Raw genomic sequence first — 19235 nt, forward strand, 5'->3', positions numbered from 1 at the left:
GCCGAGCCCTCGAGGTGAGCCATGCCTTCCGCCACCGTCACCTGCCCCTTGTGCGAAGCGACCTGCGGACTGCGGGTCACGGTCGAGGGCGACCGGGTCACCGAGGCGCGGGGCGATCCCGAGGACGTGTTCTCGCACGGCTACGTGTGCCCGAAGGGCGCGTCCCTGCCGGCGCTGCACCACGACCCGGACCGGCTGCGCACACCCCTGGTCCGCCGCGGCGGTTCCCTCGTCGAGGCCAGCTGGGAGGAGGCGTTCGCCGAGATCGACGCACGGCTGCGCCCGATCCTCGCCGAGCACGGACCGGACTCGGTGGCCGTGTACGCCGGGAACCCCGCCGTGCACAACCTGTCCACGGCGCTGTACGGGCCTGCGCTGTACAGGGCGATCGGGACGAAGAACTTCTACACCGCGGGCACTGTGGACCAGATCCCGAAGCACTTCTCCTCCGGCTACCTCTTCGGCCACCCGTTCAGCATCCCGGTGCCCGATGTGGACCGTACCCAGCACCTGCTCGTGCTCGGCGCGAACCCGCTCGTGTCCAACGGCAGCCTGATGACGGCACCGAACATCCGCAAGCGTCTCCGCGCGCTCGGCAAGCGGGGCGGCAAGCTCGTCGTGGTCGATCCGCGGCACACCCGCACCACCGAGATCGCCGACGAGCACCACGCCATCCGGCCGGGAACCGACGCGCTGCTGCTGTTCGCGATGGTCAACGTGCTGTTCGCCGAAGGGCTCGCCGACCCGGGCGGGCTCGCTGAACACGTCAACGGGGTCACCGACGTGCGCGAGCTGGCCCAGCCGTTCACCCCGGAGGCGGTCGCCGGGCCGACCGGCATCGCCGCCGGGGAGATCCGCAGGATGGCCGTCGAGCTCGCCGGGGCCGAGTGCGCTGCCGTCTACGGCAGGATCGGCACCACCACCCAGTCGTTCGGGACCCTGGCCAGCTGGCTTGTGGACGTGCTCAACGTGCTCACCGGCAACCTGGACCGCCCTGGCGGGGCGATGTTCCCGCAGCCGGCGGCGGCACCCCCGGCGAGCAGCCGCCCGTTCCGGCACGGCCGCTGGCACACCCGGGTGCGCGGCTTGCCGGAGGTGTTCGGCGAGGCGCCGGTGGCCACGCTGGCTGACGAGATCCGCACCCCCGGCGAGGGGCAGGTGCGCGCCCTGCTGACCGTCTGCGGCAACCCGGCCGTGAGCAGCCCGAACGCCGGCAAGCTCACCGAGGCGCTCGGTGAGCTGGACTTCATGGTGTCGCTGGACATCTACGTCAACGAGACCTCCCGGCACGCCGACGTGATCCTGCCGGGCCCGACGCCACTGGAGCGCCCGCACTACGACATCGCGCTGTACCAGCTCGCGGTGCGCAACGTGGCCAACTGGACGCCTGCCGCGCTCGAGTCGGACCTGCCGCAGGAGTGGCGCACCATGCTGCGGCTGACGGGCATCGTTACCGGGCAGGGACCGGACGCCGACGTGGACGCCCTGGACGAGTTCGTGGCAGGCGACACGGCCAAGCGCAAGGGCGTGGACCCGTCAGCCGTCGCCGACCGGACGGGTCCGGAACGGATGCTGGACATCATGCTGCGATCGGGCCCGTACGACCTGACGCTGGCCGATCTGGAAGCCGCCCCGCACGGTGTCGATCTGGGTCCGCTGCGGCCCCGCGTCCCCGGGGTGCTGAACACGGCCTCGGGGCGCATCGAGCTCGCTCCGGAGGAGATCACCAGCGATGTCCCCCGGCTGGCCGCCGAGCTGACCCGGCCGCGCAACGGGGAGATGGTGCTGATCGGCAGGCGGCACCTGAGCTCGAACAACTCGTGGATGCACAACCTGGAACCGCTGGTGCGCGGCAGCAACCGGTGCACGGCGCAGGTGCACCCGGACGACGCGGGCAGGCTGGGCCTGCGGGACGGCGGGCTGGCGACGATCAGCTCCCGCGCGGGGACGGTCGACGTCCGCGTGGAGGTCGCCACGGAGCTCTCGCCGGGGGTGGTCAGCATCCCGCATGGCTGGGGGCACGACGTGGACGGCGTGCGCGCCTCGGTGGCAACCGAGCACCCCGGGGTGAACTCCAACTTCCTCACCGACGAGCAGCTACTCGACGCGCTGTCCGGCACGGCGGTGCTCAACGGCATCCCGATCGAGGTGGCCCCCGCCGGGTGAGGACGCGCAGGACAGTCACGCCCTACCCGTGATAGCTGCTGAGGTCGCGGGGCACGACGCGGTTACGCAGCCTGCCGAGCCCGCTGATCTCGGTAACCACCTCATCACCCTGACGCAGGAATACCTGCGGATCGCGGGCATTGCCGACCCCGCTCGGCGTGCCAGTGAGGACCACGTCGCCGGCGTGCAGGGTCATCCCCCAGCTCAGCTCGGCGATGATGCGCTCGAATCCGAACGCGACCTGCCGGGTCGAGGCCTCCTGTAACGTGACGCCGTTGACCGCGCAACGAACGGTCAGGTCGTACGGGTCCGCGATCTCGTCGGTCGTGGTGATCCATGGGCCGAGCGGCATGGTGCCGTCGACGCTCTTGCCCTTGAGCCACTGACCACCGTGCCTGCGTTGCAGGTCGCGTTGGGACACGTCGTTGGCTACACATAGCCCGAAAACGTGCTCCCACGCGCGCTTCTCGGGGATGGAGCGGCCGGTCCTGCCGATCACGAGCGCGACCTCGGCTTCGTAGTCCCATTTTGTCGAGATCTCCGGGTCGTGCGCGAGGTCACCCTCAGGGCCGACGACGGTACCCGGTCCTTTGGTGAAGAACGTGGGGTGCTGCGGTCGCTCCGCCGGGTCCTGTCCCTCCCGCCTGCCACTGGACTCCTCGAAATGATCCCAGTAGTTCCAGCCGGTACACAGGATGTCTCGGTTGAACCAGCGAAGGGGTGCGCTCAAGCGCACCGCGTCGAGGGAGTGGCGCTCCGCGTACGCGAGATCCTTCCGGAGTGAGTCGAGCACCGTTGCTCCGCCTCGGACAATGTCGTCGAGCGTGGGTGTGGCGGCTGATAGCACGGCGACGGTATCGTCCTCCGCCACCGCGGCGAGCCGATCCTTGCCGCCGACGCGGACAGTAGCGAGCTTCACGTCCGCTCCTCCTCTGGCAGCAGGGCGATCGCGTTGATCTCGATCAGGTAGTCCTCGTGCACGAACCCGGACACCTCGACCATCGTCGAGGCAGGCGCGACGCCCGTGAAGTACTGCCTGCGCACGGCGTGGATGGCGGCGAAGTCCGCCATGTTGCGCACGTAGACGTCGACACGAGCGATATCGTCCACCGTGCCACCGGCGGCTTTCACGGCCGCTTCGAGATTCTGGCAGACCTGGTGTGTCTGTGCGGTGATGTCACCGACGCCTGTGACATCACCGGTGGCGTCGCGGGCAGTCATTCCGGAGATGAACAGCAGGCGCCCCTGTGCGGGCACGGTAGTGGCCTGCGCGAAGTGTCCGTTCGGGACGGCCAGGTCGGGCGAGATGACCTCGTGCTTGGGCATGCGTCCTCCTATCGGGCGTCTTCAGGACTGGAGTACCAGTCGGGCTGGGTCGGGTAGTGCGGGCCGTCGTAGACCTCGAGCAGGATCGACTCCTCCTCGGCGAGAGTCGGTCCGTGCATGCTGCCCTTGGGGTTCCAGTAGAAGCTGCCTTCGGTGAGCGTGAGGCCGGTGGGGACGTAGGTGTAACGGCCTTTCATGCAGAACATGAACTGGTTCGAGGCGTGCGAGTGGCGGGACGGGATGCCGGATCCCTTCTCGAAGCGGACCAGGGAGATCGACGCCCCCGTCTCGTCGTCGCGCCATAGCGGTTTGTGTGACAGGCCGGCCAGGGTCTTCTCTACCCACCCGAGGTCATCGGTCCGCAGCAGGATCTCTCGGAACCTGCCGAGCGCCCCTCCGTCCGGACCAGTCTCGACTTGTTCACGCGAGCGGTCGGGCGCCTCGCCGGAGTAACGCGCGGGCTCGGAGATGTTGTTGAGCCATTCCTCCACGGTGACGCCTTCCGGGCGCGGTGGCGGCGGCACGAGCCGTCCGGAGTTCGTGTCGATCATCTGTTCTCTCCCAGGTACTTGAGTTCGATCAGGCGGCTGCGGTAGCGGGTCGGGCCCGCGTTGACGAGGGTCTGGACATCGCCAGGCACCCGGTAGCGCACCGATCCGGACGCCTCTGTCTCGACCGTCCCGGAACCGGCGAGAGTGTCGGTGCGGGTATCGGAACCGTCCAGGGTGACCACGACGTGCGGGTTCCGGTGGCGATGCCAGGTCAGCGTCGCGCCAGGGTCGAGCACGATCTCCCACGCCCGCACCAGGTCGGTCTCGAACACGATGTGGTGACCGACCGGTCCGGTCTTGGTCTCCTCGCCCTGTGGGGTGTGAACCAGCTCTGGCGCCGGTGGCGCCGGCTCGGGCACGAGCGCGGGTTCGACGTCGCCGAGTACGTCTTCGCCGATGTCGCGTAGCTCGATAAGCCGGTTGCGGTACGGGGTTGGGCCGATGTTCGTGAGCATGTGCACCGGCGAGGTGGGCCGAAAGATCACGCCACCGACGTGCTCACTGATGTACCGGGGCGGTGCGCCATCGAACCAGTCCATCCGTCCGGGTGAAGCCTCGATGTTCACCACGAGGTAGGGGTTGTGGTGAAGGTGCCACGGCTGCGAACCGCCGGGGTCGAGAGCGACCTCCCAGATGCGCACTCGGCGATTCTCGAGAAGCATCGTCTGACCGATCTCGGCCAGTACGACAGGTGTCCCGTCCGGGCTGTACACGGTGGCTCCCGCTGTCATATCAGTGCTCCTTGTCTGGCCGGAACCCGGCCGATGATCCGTGCGTAGGCTTCGGCGACGGGATCGTTCTCCGGCGCTGCCGGGTCGAACGGCACGACCGCCGCGATATGCCCATCCGGACGGACGAGGATCGCGGTGTCCACAGGCACGCCGATCCGGCTGGTAGCGTGCTCCCCCGGGTCGAACAGGGCCCGGTCCCGCAGACCGGAATCGAGCGGGGTGTCCCAGCGACTGACCAGGTAACGCCGGAGGCCCGGTTCGTCGTCGACGGGCAGCCTCGGGCGGCGGCGCGCGTCAGTGAAGTACAGTGCGACGAACGAGTCGGCGCACAGATCGTGGACATTGCTCTCGCCGTGCTGGCCGAACAACCGCACATCCGGGATCCGGTCCCCGGCGTGGGCCGGGCGCGGCGCGTCACCGGTCGCGATCATTGACCAGTCACCGGTGCCGTCGACATCCAGCCGCACGCCGAGCAGGGAACGCGTAACCGCCACACCCCAGCCGCCACCGGCCATGGCAGCGACGCCGCCATCGCGACGGTCCATGTAGGCGCGGGCGGCCTCGGCCATCTCGCCGGAGCCGCGGATCGCCACGGGGGCCTGCTCGCGCTCGTACCCGTCCAGTAGTGACTCATCCGCCCAGCCCCGCAGCACCCACGCCAGGCGCCAGGGCAGGTTGGATGTGTCGAGCACGCCGGTGTTCAGGCCAAGCGCCCACATCGGGGTGATCAGGTGCGCCGCGTCCCCCATGAGGAATACCCGGCCGTCCCGCCAACGGTCAGCGACCCGATGGTGCACCGGGTAGATGTTGGTACCGAGCACATGCAGACCGTCGACGTCACCGATGAAGCGCTTAGCCTTGGCGACGAGTTCGTCCCTGTCCGGTTCCGGCCGCCCCGGTTCGAGCGGGTAGAGGAAGCGCCAGCAGTGCGGCTGGCGCACCAGGATCATCCACTCGAACGGGTCGCCGAAGTAGGCGAGGTAGGGGTAGTCACGCGGGTTGGCCACATCGAGGTCCACCTCGAGGTCAACGAGCATGTACCGCTGAGCGAGGGTGTGGCCGTCGACCGTGATGCCCAGCTGCTCGCGAGTCTGCGACCGGCCGCCGTCGCAGGCCAGCAGGTAGCGCGCTGCTACGCGGTGCTCGCCCTCTGGGGTGTCCAGTACGAGCTCGACGTGCTCGTCGTGCTGGGTAAACCCGACCATCCTGTGGCTCATGTGCAGGACACCGGGCGCCAGGCGCTCCAGCCTGGCGCGCAGCACCGGCTCGAGGTGGTGCTGCGGGATGTTGACGACGAACGGGTACCGAGTGTCGCCTGCCAGCGTGCCGGTGAGCACGCTGTCGCGGGAAGTTCCGGTCGCCCGGTCCAGGTCACCGATCTCGTCGATGCGCAGCGAGGCGCGCAGCACCGCGTCCACGGCGCAGTAACGGTGCAGCACCTCGAGCGTGCGGGTCAGTACCGTGCCTGCCTTGGTGTCCATGGAAAGCGTCTGGTCCTCCTCGAACACCACGACCGAGATCCCGTGGTGCACGAGGCCGAGCGCAGTGATCAGCCCGATTGGGCCGCCACCGACCACGGCGACGGGCAGCGCGTCCGGCGCCGTCATGCGACCGTCTCCTCCGCGAAGGCGCGCTCGCGGGTCAGCGTCGACCCGGTCATCGTCGCTGCGTCGGACAGCAGGAACAGCAGGCAGCCGACCACGTCGTCCGGTTCACCGATGCCGGTCGTGGCCGACCAGTACTCACGTTCACCTCCCGCCGGGTTCGCCGCACGGAACTGTGCAGTGTCGACCACACCGGGAAAGATCGTGTTGACCCGCACCCGGTAGTCGGCAACCTCGGCCGCCAGTGACTTGGCGTAGGAGATCAGCGCGCCCTTGCTCGCCGCGTACGCCGACGCCTGGGCGCGTCCGGAGTGCGCCAAACCGGACGAGAACACCACGATGCTGCCGGACCTGCGGGCGATCATGCCCGGCAGCACCGCCTGGCTGCACCAGACGACACCGTCCAGATTCACCGCGAGGGTCCGCCGCCACGCGCGGGGATCCATGCCGGCCACGTCGCAACGCGGCTGCACGGCGGCACCGGCCACGAGCGCGTCGATGCGGCCATGCCGGGCGACCACCGCTTCGACCGCCTCGACGACCGCGTCCCGGTCGGATACATCGACTTGAACTTGCTCGACCCGATCGAGCCCGGCGAGGTCCTCGCTGGGGGCGATGTCGAATACGACAGCATTGCCACCGCGTTCGGCGAAGGCGCGAGCGGTCGCGCCACCGATCCCGCTCGCCCCTCCGGTCACGAGGAGCACGTCGTCGCGGGCGTCGAAGCTGGATTTCATGGTGTCTCTCCTGCTGGTCGGGGTCAGCGGCGGCGGGTGATGAGTCGCTGGGCCACCAGATGCCCGGACGCCCCGGCGAGGCCGGGCCCGGGGTGGGTGGAGGAGCCGATGTGCCACAGCCCGCGCACCGGGGTGGCATGGCTGCCGCAGGCGGGGGTGGGGCGCCAGAAGAAGTTCTGGTCGAGTTCAGCGGAGCCGCCGTAGGGGTCACCGTGTACCGCGTTGACGTTGTGCGCGGCCAGGTCTACTGGCGTGATGACATCGATCGCACGCACCCGGTCGCCCAGCCCGGGAGCGTGCGAGGCGACCCTGTCGAGGACGCGGCGCGCGTAGCTTCCGGCCAGTTCGCGCGTCCACCCGTCGCCGGTGTCGAGCTCGCCCGCGGCGTCGCCGGTCGGGGCGAACGGCACCTCCTGCAACTGGAGCCACAGCGCCGCGGCGCCCTCGGGCACGCGCGTCGAGTCGAGCACATGCTGCTGACCGACCACCACGGTGGGTGTCGCCGGAAGCATGCCCGCCTCGGCCTGCGCGCATGCGATACCGGTGCTCGCCGCCCCGTCGGACAGGTGGATGAGCGGCACACGCCCGAGGTCCGGTTCGCGCCACGCCGGTGGTTCGGACAGCGCGACGTGGATCTGCGCTGCCCCGCGTCCATAGCGATACCTGGCGGCCTCGTCTTCGAAGCGGGCCGGCACGGACCCGGTCGGCAGCAGGTCACGCACCAATGCGGTCGGTGTGCACGAGGCCAGCACTGCGCGGCGGGCGCGGATGGTGCGCCCCCCGGCGACCACGCCCGTGGCGCGTTCCCGGTAGACGAGCACGCGCTCGACTTCGGCACCGGTCCGCACATCGACTCCGAGCTCGGCGAACATCTTGCCGAACGCGTCGACCAGCCGGGCCGACCCGCCCGCGACGACGGGCAGGCCGAAACCGTGCATCGTGGCGGCGAGGACCGGGATCATCATCCCGCCGGAGGCGTGGTCCGGTGAGAGGCCTGCGTGCAGCAGCCAGGGCGTCCACAGGTGGTCGACCTCGTCACCGACGAAGTCGCGCCGGCAATAGGCGCGACCGCTGGTGACAGCGTCCCGCGACAGCCGTGCCAGTCCCGGACGACCGGCGGCACGTGCGAGCCGCAGCGCCCGCCGCACGAGCCGTGGCGACCACAGCTCACTGCCGAGGAGCGCGCCGAACGGCTCGGCGATCCTGGCGAACGCGCCCAGCGCCGCCAGGTAGGTCTCGCGATCGCGATCGTGCGCGAACAGCGCCGCGGTGCGTTCGGGGTCGCGGTGGGCGAGCGTGACATGCCCGTCGCCGGCGACGCTCGCGGTTACGCAGTCATCGGTGTTGCGATACTCCAGCCCGAAGCGGTGCAGATCGTCACCGAGCGCGGCGTACGCCGGTCCGGATACGAACAGGGGATGCCACGAGGAGTAGGTGTCGTGGCGGTATCCAGGAAGCGTTCGCTCCTCGGTAGCGATGAACCCGCCGAGGGTGTCGTTGCGCTCGACAAGGGCCACGGACCAGCCCGCCTTGCCGAGTTCTGCGGCAGCCACAAGGCCATTGATGCCGGAACCGATGATGACAGCGTCCACCTCGTCGCTCATCGCACTCCTCCCTCGAGGGCCGGTTCGGTGTCGATGCCGAGCGCGCGCGCCGTCCCGACGAGCGCGTCCCGTACTGCAGGCTCCAGGTGAACGCCCTCGCGAAGCGTCTCTGCGTGGCGGGATGCCTCCAGCTCGCCCGGCAGGCACACCCGCTCGGTCCCCGGCGCGACCGGGGACGCTGCGATCGCCTCGGCGAAGGCGCCCATCCGCTCTGCGAACTCCTCGTCCGGTCCGAACGCGGCCGGCTCTATCGCCAGGAAGAAGTGCGCGCAGTCATTGGGCGCGGTGGTGTCCGCGTAGAGCCCGGATACCCCGGCGCCGAACGCGCCGCCGGACAGCACCCCGGTGAGCACGTCGACCATCACGGCGAGGCCGTAGCCCTTGGGGCCGCCCGCGGGGAGCAGCATGCCTGCCAGCGCCGAAACTGGGTCGGTAGTGGGCACACCCTCGGCGTCGGTGCTCCATGTGGCGGGTACGGTCCGGCCGTCCGCGGCGGCCATCCGGATCTTGCCGAGCGCCGCCTCGGACAACGCCATGTCGAGCACGACCGGTGTCCGGCCAGCGACCGGGGCCCCGATCGCGAGCGGGTTGTTGCCGACGACCGGCGCGGCACCACCTGGCGCTGGCATGAGCGGTCGTGTGTTCGCGGCCGCGATACCGACACAGCCCTGCTCTGCGGCGGCCAGGACGTAACGGAACGCACCGCCGAAGTGGAACGCGTGGCGGACAGTCACAGCCCCGACGCCGAACCGCCGCGCCTTGGCCACGGCGAGCCGCATGGCCTGATCGCCGGTGAGCTGGCCGAGCGCGTGGTGGCCGTCGAGCGCTGCGACCGCGCCGTGGTCGGCAACGACCTCGGCTTCCTCGTGTGTGCTGACCGAGCCCGACCGGAGGCGGTCCACGTACATCGGCACCAGCATTGCGCCGTGCGACGGGATGCCCCGGCAGTCGGCCTCCACCAGGGACTCCGCCACGCTCCGGGACGCCTTTGCGGACAGTCCGGCGGCTGTGAAGATTCGGCTGACCATATCGGTCAGTGCGTCTACCGGAACCGTGTCCTGCGGATCCACCGGGCACCTCGTTCCTCGATCGGCTGCTGTGTGTCAGGTCACGGTAGGAACTGGTCGAACACCCGGCTATCCGCTCAGCGCGCCGGTTGTCCGGAAACGCGCGATGATGAGCGCAGCACGAGGCACGTGGCCCGCCGACGCGGCGAATCCAGCGCGCGCCGGGTTCGCCCGCACCGCGGATCACGAGCCATCAGCGACCGCGCAGGGTCTCCGAGGGTGACGTGCCGAAACGCTCCCGGTACTGCACGGCGAAGCGTCCGGCGTGCAGGAACCCCCATCGCATGGCGATGTCGGTGACGTTGGTGGTGGCCGGGTCGGCGACTTCGAGCTCGGCCCGCACCCGGCGCAGGCGCACGTCGCGCAGGTAGTTCATCGGCGTGGTGTCGAGATACCGCCGGAACCCCTCCTGCAACGCACGGACGCCGATGCCGACCGCCTCGGCGACGTCCTCCACCGTGAGCGGCTCGGCAGCGTGCGCGTCGATCAGCTCGACGGCCTGCTTGATCACCTTCGGGGCACTCGCCAGCGGCTCGCTGTGCAGCGCGGCGCTGTAGTTGTTCGGCTGCGCCAGCAGCAGCTGACTGAACAGCAGCCGCTGCAGCTCCGTCATCGCCAGCGGCTCGGCGGGGAGTGTGCCACCCGTGTCGACTTCGCGACGCAGCAGGTCTACGACGTTGCGCCAGGAACGGATCGCTTGCTGGTTCATGTCCATGCCCAGGTCGAACCGCAGTGGCCGGGTCAGTCGCTTCCCGAGCATCCTGCTCAGGTGATCCTCGAGGCCGGCGCGGTCGATCCACAGGATCAGTTGCCTGTTCCCCTCACCCCACCGCATGACGAGGTCCTGGTCAGGCGCAGGCACGGACGCCACATGCGGGTCGGAGAGCAGTGTCTCGTTGCCGCACCGGATTTCCGCACGCCCGGCCAGCGGCATCTGGACCAGGAAGAAGTCCTGCAACTGACCGGGCGCGATACGGACCTCCGCGCCGTAGTCCAGGTAGTGCAGACCCACGTGGCCAAGGCGCACCGAGTGGAATCGCGCGTCGAGTGTGCCCTGCCCCTCGAGCGGCAACAGCTGGTGCGCGCAGAACGCCCTGGCCACCAGGTCACGTGCCTCCTCGACGTCGTGGGTATGGATATGCTCCCCGTGCGACAGCGGCAGGTCGACGAACTCCGACTCTTCCATATCGGGACTTCCGGCCATGGCGATCACCTCCGCCCGCTGCTAGCCGTGACACGCATCACTATGCCCTGAATCAGGGGCGACCGCGACACCCGATCCGCCTGTCCCGCGCGAAACGCACAGTCGCCTCGCCAGGTGGATAGTGAGGGTTGGGTCACAGCCGTAGCGTCCCGCACCAACCCAATAGCAGGAGGTGCGATGCGACTGGCAGGCAAGACCGCCGTCGTGACCGGCGGCGCAACGATCATCGGGCAGGCAGTGGTGCGGGCGTTGCACGGTGACGGAGCCAACGTGATGATCGCCGACATCGACGACGCGGGCGCTAAGGCCCTGGCCCACCAGCTCGGCACCGGCGTGCTGGCACGGCATACAGATATCACCGACGACGCCGAGATCGCCGGTTGCGTGGCGGAGACCGTCGACCGTTTCGGCGGCATCGATATCCTGGTCAACCTGGCCTGCTCCTATGTGGACGATGGAGCGGATTCCAGCCGCGCACAGTGGGCACATGCGCTGGACGTCAACCTCGTCAGCGCGGCGATGTTCGCGCAGGCGGCGCGCCCGCACATGAAGGACAGGGGCGGCGCCATCGTGAACTTCACGTCGATCTCGGCGAAAGTCGCGCAGAGCGAGCGCTGGATATATCCGGTCAGCAAGGCGGCGCTCGTGCAGCTGACCCGAAACATGGCACTCGACTTCGCGGCCGACGGCATCCGCGTGAACTCGGTGAGTCCGGGATGGACGTGGTCGAAGGTGATGGACGAGCTCACCGGCTCGGACCGCGCTCGTACCGACCGCGTCGCCGCGCCGTTCCACGTCCTCGGCCGCGCAGGCGATCCCGAGGAAGTCGCCACGGTCGTGGCGTTTCTCTGCTCGGAAGCGGCGTCCTTCGTCACCGGAGCCGATTGGGCCGCCGACGGTGGCTACTCGGCGATGGGTCCCGAACAGGCCGTCCCGGCCATCTCCCAGCTCTCCGACCCCCGGAGGTAACCCATGCGCACCATCACCATCGTCGGTGCAGGCCAAGCCGGCCTTCAGCTCGGCATCGGCCTGCTCGACCACGGTTACGACGTCACCGTCGTCTCCAACCGGACGCCGGACGATATCCGCGCCGGGAAAGTCATGTCCAGCCAGTGCATGTTCGGTAGTTCGCTCGCCAGGGAGCGCATGCTCGGCCTGAACCTGTGGGACGAGCGGTGCCCGCCGGTGGAGGGTATTGGATTCACCGTGCCGGACGGCGAGGGAGGCAGGGCCATCTCGTGGGCGTCCCGGCTGGACGTACCGGCACAGTCGGTCGACCAGCGAGTGAAGATTCCCGCCTGGATGAACGAGTTCGAGCTGCGCGGCGGCAAGCTCGACATCATGGAGGCCGGGATCGACGACCTCGAGTCCTACGCGCGCTCCTCCGACCTGGTGCTCGTCGCGGCGGGCAAGGGGGACGTGTCGAAGCTGTTCGAACGCGACGCCGAACGCTCCACCTACGACGAGCCGCAGCGCGCGCTCGCCCTGACGTACGTGGCCGGTATGCGGCCGCGCGAGGAGTTCTCGGCGGTGTCGTTCAACCTGATCCCCGGCGTGGGCGAGTACTTCGTCTTCCCGGCCCTCACGACCACAGGTCCCTGCGAGATCATGGTGTTCGAGGGGGTTCCCGGCGGGCCGATGGACTGCTGGAGCGATGTCCGCTCGCCCCAGCAGCACCTCGAGACATCGGTGCGGATCCTCGAGGAGTTCCTGCCGTGGGAGGCCGAACGCTGCGGCGACCTGCGGCTCACCGACGACAACGGCGTCCTCGCGGGCCGGTTCCCGCCGACCGTGCGCAAGCCCGTCGGCGTGCTGCCGTCTGGCTCGTACGTGCTCGGCCTCGCCGACGTGGTCGTGCTCAACGACCCGATCACCGGCCAGGGCTCCAACAACGCCAGCAAGTGCGCGGCATCGTATCTGTCCAGCATTCTCGAACACGGCGACCGGCCGTTCGACCGCGCCTTCATGCGGGAAACCTTCGAGAGGTACTGGGACTACGCGCAGTACGTAGCCGGGTGGACGAACGCGCTGCTCGCGCCACCGCCATCGCACGCGCTCGACCTGCTCGGCGCCGCGAACGACCATCCGAGGATCGCGCGCCGGTTCGCCAACGGATTCGACGACCCCCGTGACTTCTTCCACTGGTTCATGGATCCCGCGAGCGCCCAGAGCTACCTCGCGTCGATCGCCGCCTGAACCCCTGACCCCTTCGCGGAGGAACGATGACCAGCACCCTGACCGAGCACGCCGTTACCCGCGACTTCGATCCGCGCGAACTGCGCACCGCTCTCGGCCGGTACACCACCGGCGTCACCGTGATCACCGCCAGCACCGCGGGCGGCCACCGGATCGGTGTCACCGCGAACTCGTTCACCTCGGTGTCGTTGGAGCCGCCTCTGGTGGCGTGGTGCCCTGCCAAGCGCGCGCCGAGCCTGCCGGACCTCGCGCAGGCCACGCACTTCGCGGTCAACGTGCTCGCCGCCGAGCAGCACCGGCTGTCCACACAGTTCGCCACTCCGGCGCCGGACAAGTTCGATGGCGTGGCGACCACCGAGGGACTCGGTGCGGCACCGCTGATCGAGGGCGCGCTCGCCCGCTTCCAGTGCCGCCCGGTGCGCTGGGTGGACGCCGGTGACCACGTGATCTGTATCGCCGAGGTCGAGCGCTTCGACACGGCCGACGGCGACCCACTGGTGTTCCACGGCGGCGCGTACCACGTGGCCGCACCGCACCCCGAGTTCTGAGGACGGCCCGCCATGCTGCTACCACCGCTGAGGTACCTCCGGCCGGAAACTCCCGGCGACGCCGCGGCGCTGCTGTCCGAGATGGACGGCAGCGTGGTGCTTGCCGGCGGCCAGACATTGCTGAACATGCTCAAGCTCGACCTGGCCCGTCCGGCCGCGCTGGTCGACGTGCACCGGATCTCGGCGCTGCGCGATATCCGGCATCGCGAGGACGGCACCCTGATCATCGGGGCCGCGGTGACCTACAGCGCCCTCGCCGGCTCATCCGAAACCCGGCGGACGCATCCCGCCGTGGCGGACATGGCGGCGAGCCTTGTCGACCGGCAGGTCCGCAACCGCGGCACGATCGGCGGCAACTGCTGTCTCAACGACCCGGCGAACAACTTCCCGCCGTTGCTCGCCGCGCTGGACGCCCGGTTCCGGGTGCTCGGGACGGACGGCGAGCGCGTGCTGCGGGCGGATGAGTTCTTCGTCGGCACGCTCGCCACCGGTCTCCGCCGCGGTGAGCTGCTCGTCGCGGTCGAGGTCCCCGCCATGCCTCCGGGATCCGTAGTGGCACACGAGCACCTGCAGGTCGGTGCCGACTCGTGGGCGATCGCTCGCGCGGTCGTACGACTCGACAGAGATGGCACCGGTGGCACTGGCGAGGGGTTCGTCACCGACGCCCGCGCCGTCCTCGGCGCCGTGTACGGCTCACCCCTTCGCCTGCACTCGGTCGAACGATCGCTTTCCAGCGCGCGGGTGTCGCCCGGCCTCGCCGACGCCGCGACGGCTCTGCGGGAGGTCGACGTGCGGCCCACGGAAGACGTGCATTGCTCGACGGCCTACCGCCTGGAAATGGCTGAAGTCCAGCTGCGGCGCGCGCTCCGCGCCGCTGTCGAAGGGAGCATCCGATGACGATCGACCACACCGCCGAGACCAGGGAGATCACCGTCACCGTGGACGGTAGATCCGAAACCGGCCACGTGTCCGACCGCACGCTGCTGGTGCACTGGCTGCGCGACGCGCTCGACAAGCGCGGCCCGAAGATCGGCTGTGACACCGGGAACTGCGGCGCGTGCACTGTGCGCTGGGACGACACGCTGGTGAAGTCGTGCATGGTGCTGGCCGCGCAGGCGGACGGTGACGAGGTGGAAACGGCCGCCGCGCTGGAAGGAGAGGACGGCTCGCTCAACCGGCTCCAGCGGTGTTTCGCCGACTACCACGCCCTGCAGTGCGGCTACTGCACCTCCGGAATGCTCATGACCGCGACCGACCTGCTGTCCTCTGGGGAAGAGATCACTGAGGAATCGGTGCGCCGCGGAATGAAGGGCAACATCTGCCGCTGCACCGGCTACCACAACATCGTCAAGGCCGTACGCGCCGCGGCGGGTCAAGAGGTTCCCGCGCCACACGGCTGCGCGGCACAGGAGGTCGAGAGCCGATGACCACTGAGCACATCGCACCCGGGACCGTGACCCGACGGTTCACCGGACAGGCGATGCCGCGCAAGGAGGACGCCCGCCTCCTCAAGGCACAGGGCGAGTTCGGTGACGACACCCCCGTAGCGCACCTGGCGTACGTCGCATTCGTCCGCTCGCCCTACGCGCACGCCAGGATCGCCGCCATCGACGTGTCCGGCGCCGAGCAGGCTCCCGGCTACCTCGGCTGCCTCGTGCCCGACGAGGTCGAGACGTTGACGGACCCGTACCTGGAGCTTCAGGGGCCTCCGGGGGACGCTGAGGTGGACCGGTGCCTCGCGTCCGGCGGAATCGCCCGTTTCGCAGGCGAACCGGTGGTGGCCGTGGCCGCCGAAACCCGCGAGGCCGCCCGCGACGCCGCCGAAGCCGTCGTCGTGGAGTACGAGCCGCTGCCACACGTGGTCGACGCGCGCGAGGCCGTCCAGCCCGACGCCCCGCTCGTCCACGAACCGGTCGGCACCAACGTCGCCTTCGACTCACTGTACGACTGGGGCGACATCGACTTCGCCATGGACAACGCCGACCACGTCATCGAAGTCGACGAGCTGCACTTCCACCGGTTCTCCTCCACCCCACTCGAGTGCGGAGCGATCACCGTGGAGTACGACGCCGGTGTGGACACCTTCACCTTCACGGGCGGTTTCGCCACCCCGCAGCTGGCCACCCTGAACCTGTCCGTGGCACTGCGCCATCCGTTCAGCAAGCTCCGGGTGCTCAGCAAGGACATCGGCGGCTCGTTCGGGCTCAAGCTGAACATGCACATCCCCGCCACCGCCGCCGCGCTGCTGTCACGCAAGCTCGGACGTCCGATGCGCTGGACGGAGACCCGCACCGAGCACCATCAAGCAGGCGGACACGGCAACGAACGATGGTTCCGTGACGTCCGGATGGCCGTGCAGCGCGACGGGACAGTGCTGGGCTTGACCTATGACGCGCTCGACGATGTCGGAGCGTACACCCGGTACGAGCCGCTCGGCGGGGTGATCTGGACCCAGGTAGCCAACGCATGCTACCAGCTCAAACACCTCAAGGTGCACTACCGCTCGGTGTACACGAACAAGGGACCCGTGCACCCGAACCGTGGCTACTCGCGAATGCAGCACCTGTGGCTGGTCGAGCGGATGATGGATATCGCCGCGCACAAGCTCGGCTTCGACCCTGTCGAGTTCCGCACCCGCAACTACGTGCAACCCGAGCAGTACCCGTACACCACGGTCAACGGTTGCGTGTACGACTCGGGGGACCTGCCGCTGTCCCTGCGCAAGGCGCTGGACCTGATCGACTACCGCGGTGCCCGCGAACTCCAGGAGAGGCTATCAGGAAGCGGGAAGCGAATCGGCATCGGAATCGGGTCCACTCTGGATTCCGGCACGAACAACCTCGGTCAGGCTCGGCTGATCAACGGTGAGCTTCCGTTCAGCGGCAACACAGAGGGCGGGTTGGTCCGGCTCGGCGCCGACGGCACCGTGTACGCCACGACCGGCGGGGTCGCGTTCGGCCAGGGACACGAGACCACCATCGCCCAGGTGGTCGCAGACATGTTGGGCGTCGCCTATGACGAGGTCCAGGTACAGCGGGGAAGTGACTCGGCTCTGTCCGCGCAGACCGGGATGTCCGGGTCGTACGCGTCCCAGTTCGCGGTCACCGGAATCGGCGCGATCCTCAATGCCACGAAGAAACTCGCGCACGAGATCAACCTGGTGGCGGCGAGCGCCCTCGGCTGCACGCCGGACGACATCACGCTGGTCGACGGGCACGCCGTGGTCGCCGACGACCCCGACCGGGCGCTGCCGTTCTCCGCGGTCGCAGGCATCGTGCACTTCTCTCCCGCCGACCTTCCGCCGGAGGTCGCCGACGAGGTCGGCCTCGTGGGACGGGCGGTGTACCGAGCACCCTTCGAGATTCCCGATACCGAGCGCAAGTACGGCAACCTCACGCTCACCTACGCCACTCAGGTCCACGCCTGCGTGGTGGAGATCGACGAGGAGACCGGGCACACGAGGCTGCTGCGGTACGCGATGGTCGACGATTGCGGCACCCCGATCAACCCGATGGTGATCGAGGGCCAGGTGCACGGCGCGACGGTGCACGGCATCTCGGCCGCGCTATACGAACACCTCTCATACGACGCGGAGGGGCAGCTGGTTGCAGGCAACTTCTACGACTACCACGCGGCCACCGCGTACGACCTACCGAGCTTCCGCTACGACAACGTCGTCAGCCCCTCGCCTTTCGCCCCGGTCGGCGCGAAAGGGATGGGCGAGGGCGGCGGCGCTCCGCTGCACGCGCTCAGCGCCGCGTTCCAGGACGCCGTCGGCGACCGCGCGATGGTGCTCGATTCGTGTAACCCCCCTGAGCGCGTGTTGCGCCTCCTGCGCGGCCTCGACGCCGAGAGAGTGAGAGTGATCCGATGATCACGCTGACCGGCCGGTTCGACACCCCGGCAGACGCGGCGGCCCTGCTCGCGCTGCACGGCGGGCCGGAGGCGCTCGCGGCGGTGCCCACGCTGCGCGGCGTCCGGCGGGACGCCTCCGGCGGCATCCGCGCCGCCTTCTCCCCGCGCGGCACGTTCGTCCCCATGCCCTTCGCGCTAACCGTCTCCGTCGAGCGGGCGAGCGCGACCGGCGCGCAACTGGCAGTGCGCGCCACCCGTGGTCAGACTGCGGTCGATGTTCAGCTGCGCCTCGGTTTCGAGCCGAGTACGTCGGGAACGACCGTGTCCTGGGCCGCCGATGTCTCCGTCCGGGGAACCGGCGCTACGGTCGGGCAACGCGTGGTCCGCGATCTCGTGTACGCCGCGATCGACGAGATACTGCGCGACACGGCGGCGGTGGCATGATGGCGGCGGTAGACCTGCACGTCCACCTCGCCCCTGCACTCGACGCCGACGGTCTCCGTATCCCTGGTATCGGCCGGGCGGTCGACGGGCGCCTGACAGCCGACGGCGCTCCGTTGGGACCGCCCGCCCTCTACGACGCGGACCAGGCCGAGGCGTACCTCGACCGTGCCGGGCTGGACGAGGCCGTCGTGTCCATCCCGCCCCCATTCTTCCGCCAGGGCCTGCCGTGCACCGCACAATGGGTGCGCGCGGTCAACCACGGCCTGCTCCGGGTCACCCAGGAACGCACCCGCCTGCGACCGCTGGCGTACCTGCCACTCGAGGAACCGGAACTTGCCGCAGACGAGTACGAACGGGTCCGGGATGACGAGCGGTTCGCCGGTGTATGCGGCCCGGCAGGTGGGCGGTCTATTTCCCTGGCGGACACACGTTTCGATGCACTGTGGAAGGGACTGGATGCCGAGCGGCGACTACTCCTGCTACATCCCGGCGCCTCGCCCGATGACCGGCTGGAGGAGTTCTACCTGCACAACCTGCTCGGCAACCCGGTGGAGACCACGGTGGCCACCGCCCAGCTCGTGTTCGGCGACGTTCTCGCGCGGTACCCTGGGCTCCGCTTACTCCTCGTCCACTGCGGCGGGTGCGTACCCGCCGTCGCCGGACGCTGGCAGCGCGGGTCGGAGACCGGACGTCCTGGCGTCGAGGTCCTCACCGAATCGCCGCGCCGGGCTCTGCGCCGGGTGTTCGTGGACTGCCTTGCACACGATCCCGGCCTCGTGGACCAGGCGGTCTCCGTGTTCGGCGCGGACCGGGTGGTACTGGGCAGCGACTGGCCGTTCACTATGGGCACCGATGACCCACGCTACCAGGTCGCACACCGCGGCCCGGCGTTCGTGAATCGTGTCGCCACCGCCAACGCCGCGGCCGCACTGGGTTGGTAGCTACGCCTGTAGCGCGTCCCTGAGCTCGGGAGCGTACCGTTCAACAGCTTCCGACACGAAGTCGTCGTCAGCAGACCGGTAGTTGTGCGCGATGCGATTGCGCGTGCCCGTGATCAGGCACCAGGCGGACGACGTTGTACTGGCACCCCGTGCCACCGCGATGTCCGAGTCATACGCTTCCCGCCCACGACGGGTCAGCTGACACGTCTCCTCCAGTGTCATGGCTACGTACAGCGGCACTCTGCGGTTCCGACCTCCATA

At 69.3% G+C, this 19235-nt stretch carries 19 protein-coding genes; 9 read left to right on the plus strand and 10 right to left on the minus strand.

The features are described from left to right. Positions 1 to 21 precede the first annotated feature (21 nt). Positions 22 to 2166: a molybdopterin-dependent oxidoreductase gene (locus H0B56_RS18660; protein WP_180894382.1), complete on the plus strand. Its 2145-nt coding sequence runs from the start codon at positions 22 to 24 to the stop codon at positions 2164 to 2166. Positions 2167 to 2188: 22 nt separating this feature from the next. Here the strand turns inward: H0B56_RS18660 and H0B56_RS18665 are convergent, their stop codons facing one another. The 9 genes from H0B56_RS18665 to H0B56_RS18705 form a co-directional block, all read right to left on the minus strand. After that, positions 2189 to 3085 (minus strand): fumarylacetoacetate hydrolase family protein, encoded by an 897-nt coding sequence (locus H0B56_RS18665; protein ID WP_180894383.1) that lies wholly within the window; start codon positions 3083 to 3085, stop codon positions 2189 to 2191. Then, complete coding sequence (locus H0B56_RS18670; RefSeq protein WP_180894384.1) at positions 3082 to 3492, minus strand: RidA family protein; 411 nt, start codon at positions 3490 to 3492, stop codon at positions 3082 to 3084. Before H0B56_RS18670 ends, H0B56_RS18665 begins: the two co-directional genes overlap by 4 nt. 8 nt (positions 3493 to 3500) lie before the next feature. Continuing rightward, a complete protein-coding gene (locus tag H0B56_RS23040; protein WP_180894385.1) occupies positions 3501 to 4043 on the minus strand; it encodes a cupin domain-containing protein in 543 nt (180 codons plus the stop codon). Then, positions 4040 to 4774 (minus strand): cupin domain-containing protein, encoded by a 735-nt coding sequence (locus H0B56_RS18680; RefSeq protein WP_180894386.1) that lies wholly within the window; start codon positions 4772 to 4774, stop codon positions 4040 to 4042. Before H0B56_RS18680 ends, H0B56_RS23040 begins: the two co-directional genes overlap by 4 nt. Beyond that, positions 4771 to 6381: an FAD-dependent monooxygenase gene (locus H0B56_RS18685; protein WP_180894387.1), complete on the minus strand. Its 1611-nt coding sequence runs from the start codon at positions 6379 to 6381 to the stop codon at positions 4771 to 4773. Before H0B56_RS18685 ends, H0B56_RS18680 begins: the two co-directional genes overlap by 4 nt. Beyond that, positions 6378 to 7115, minus strand: a complete 738-nt coding sequence (locus tag H0B56_RS18690) for an SDR family NAD(P)-dependent oxidoreductase (protein WP_180894388.1) — start codon at positions 7113 to 7115, stop codon at positions 6378 to 6380. The genes H0B56_RS18685 and H0B56_RS18690 overlap by 4 nt, the downstream gene beginning before the upstream one ends. Positions 7116 to 7138: 23 nt before the next feature. After that, on the minus strand, positions 7139 to 8719 hold the full coding sequence (locus H0B56_RS18695; protein WP_180894389.1) for a phytoene desaturase family protein: 1581 nt from the start codon (positions 8717 to 8719) through the stop codon (positions 7139 to 7141). Continuing rightward, complete coding sequence (locus H0B56_RS18700) at positions 8716 to 9789, minus strand: Ldh family oxidoreductase (RefSeq protein WP_219632892.1); 1074 nt, start codon at positions 9787 to 9789, stop codon at positions 8716 to 8718. The genes H0B56_RS18695 and H0B56_RS18700 overlap by 4 nt, the downstream gene beginning before the upstream one ends. Positions 9790 to 9979: 190 nt before the next feature. Beyond that, a complete protein-coding gene (locus tag H0B56_RS18705) occupies positions 9980 to 10990 on the minus strand; it encodes an AraC family transcriptional regulator (protein WP_219632893.1) in 1011 nt (336 codons plus the stop codon). Between the two features lie 177 nt (positions 10991 to 11167). Here H0B56_RS18705 and H0B56_RS18710 point away from each other — a divergent pair, with 177 nt between their 5' ends. The 8 genes from H0B56_RS18710 to H0B56_RS18745 are packed head-to-tail and all read left to right on the plus strand — an operon-like array spanning position 11168 to position 18974. After that, positions 11168 to 11959: an SDR family oxidoreductase gene (locus H0B56_RS18710; protein ID WP_180894390.1), complete on the plus strand. Its 792-nt coding sequence runs from the start codon at positions 11168 to 11170 to the stop codon at positions 11957 to 11959. Between the two features lie 3 nt (positions 11960 to 11962). Next, a complete protein-coding gene (locus H0B56_RS18715; RefSeq protein ID WP_180894391.1) occupies positions 11963 to 13186 on the plus strand; it encodes a styrene monooxygenase/indole monooxygenase family protein in 1224 nt (407 codons plus the stop codon). 26 nt (positions 13187 to 13212) lie between these two features. Next, the gene (locus tag H0B56_RS18720; RefSeq protein WP_180894392.1) at positions 13213 to 13734 is read left to right on the plus strand and encodes a flavin reductase family protein; all 522 of its coding nucleotides are present in this window, start codon (positions 13213 to 13215) and stop codon (positions 13732 to 13734) included. 12 nt (positions 13735 to 13746) lie between these two features. Further along, positions 13747 to 14631: an FAD binding domain-containing protein gene (locus H0B56_RS18725; protein ID WP_180894393.1), complete on the plus strand. Its 885-nt coding sequence runs from the start codon at positions 13747 to 13749 to the stop codon at positions 14629 to 14631. Continuing rightward, the gene (locus H0B56_RS18730) at positions 14628 to 15161 is read left to right on the plus strand and encodes a (2Fe-2S)-binding protein (RefSeq protein ID WP_180894394.1); all 534 of its coding nucleotides are present in this window, start codon (positions 14628 to 14630) and stop codon (positions 15159 to 15161) included. Before H0B56_RS18725 ends, H0B56_RS18730 begins: the two co-directional genes overlap by 4 nt. Continuing rightward, complete coding sequence (locus H0B56_RS18735) at positions 15158 to 17608, plus strand: xanthine dehydrogenase family protein molybdopterin-binding subunit (RefSeq protein WP_180894395.1); 2451 nt, start codon at positions 15158 to 15160, stop codon at positions 17606 to 17608. The genes H0B56_RS18730 and H0B56_RS18735 overlap by 4 nt, the downstream gene beginning before the upstream one ends. Beyond that, complete coding sequence (locus tag H0B56_RS18740; RefSeq protein WP_180894396.1) at positions 17605 to 18033, plus strand: SRPBCC domain-containing protein; 429 nt, start codon at positions 17605 to 17607, stop codon at positions 18031 to 18033. The genes H0B56_RS18735 and H0B56_RS18740 overlap by 4 nt, the downstream gene beginning before the upstream one ends. Then, on the plus strand, positions 18033 to 18974 hold the full coding sequence (locus H0B56_RS18745) for an amidohydrolase family protein (RefSeq protein WP_180894397.1): 942 nt from the start codon (positions 18033 to 18035) through the stop codon (positions 18972 to 18974). Before H0B56_RS18740 ends, H0B56_RS18745 begins: the two co-directional genes overlap by 1 nt. On the opposite strand, the gene H0B56_RS23320 is transcribed toward H0B56_RS18745, so the two are convergent. Continuing rightward, a complete protein-coding gene (locus tag H0B56_RS23320) occupies positions 18975 to 19196 on the minus strand; it encodes a HepT-like ribonuclease domain-containing protein (protein WP_180894462.1) in 222 nt (73 codons plus the stop codon). It lies immediately after the preceding gene. Positions 19197 to 19235 lie beyond the last annotated feature (39 nt).

The sequence above is a fragment of the Haloechinothrix aidingensis genome (genome assembly GCF_013450155.1).
Classification (GTDB): domain Bacteria; phylum Actinomycetota; class Actinomycetes; order Mycobacteriales; family Pseudonocardiaceae; genus Haloechinothrix; species Haloechinothrix aidingensis.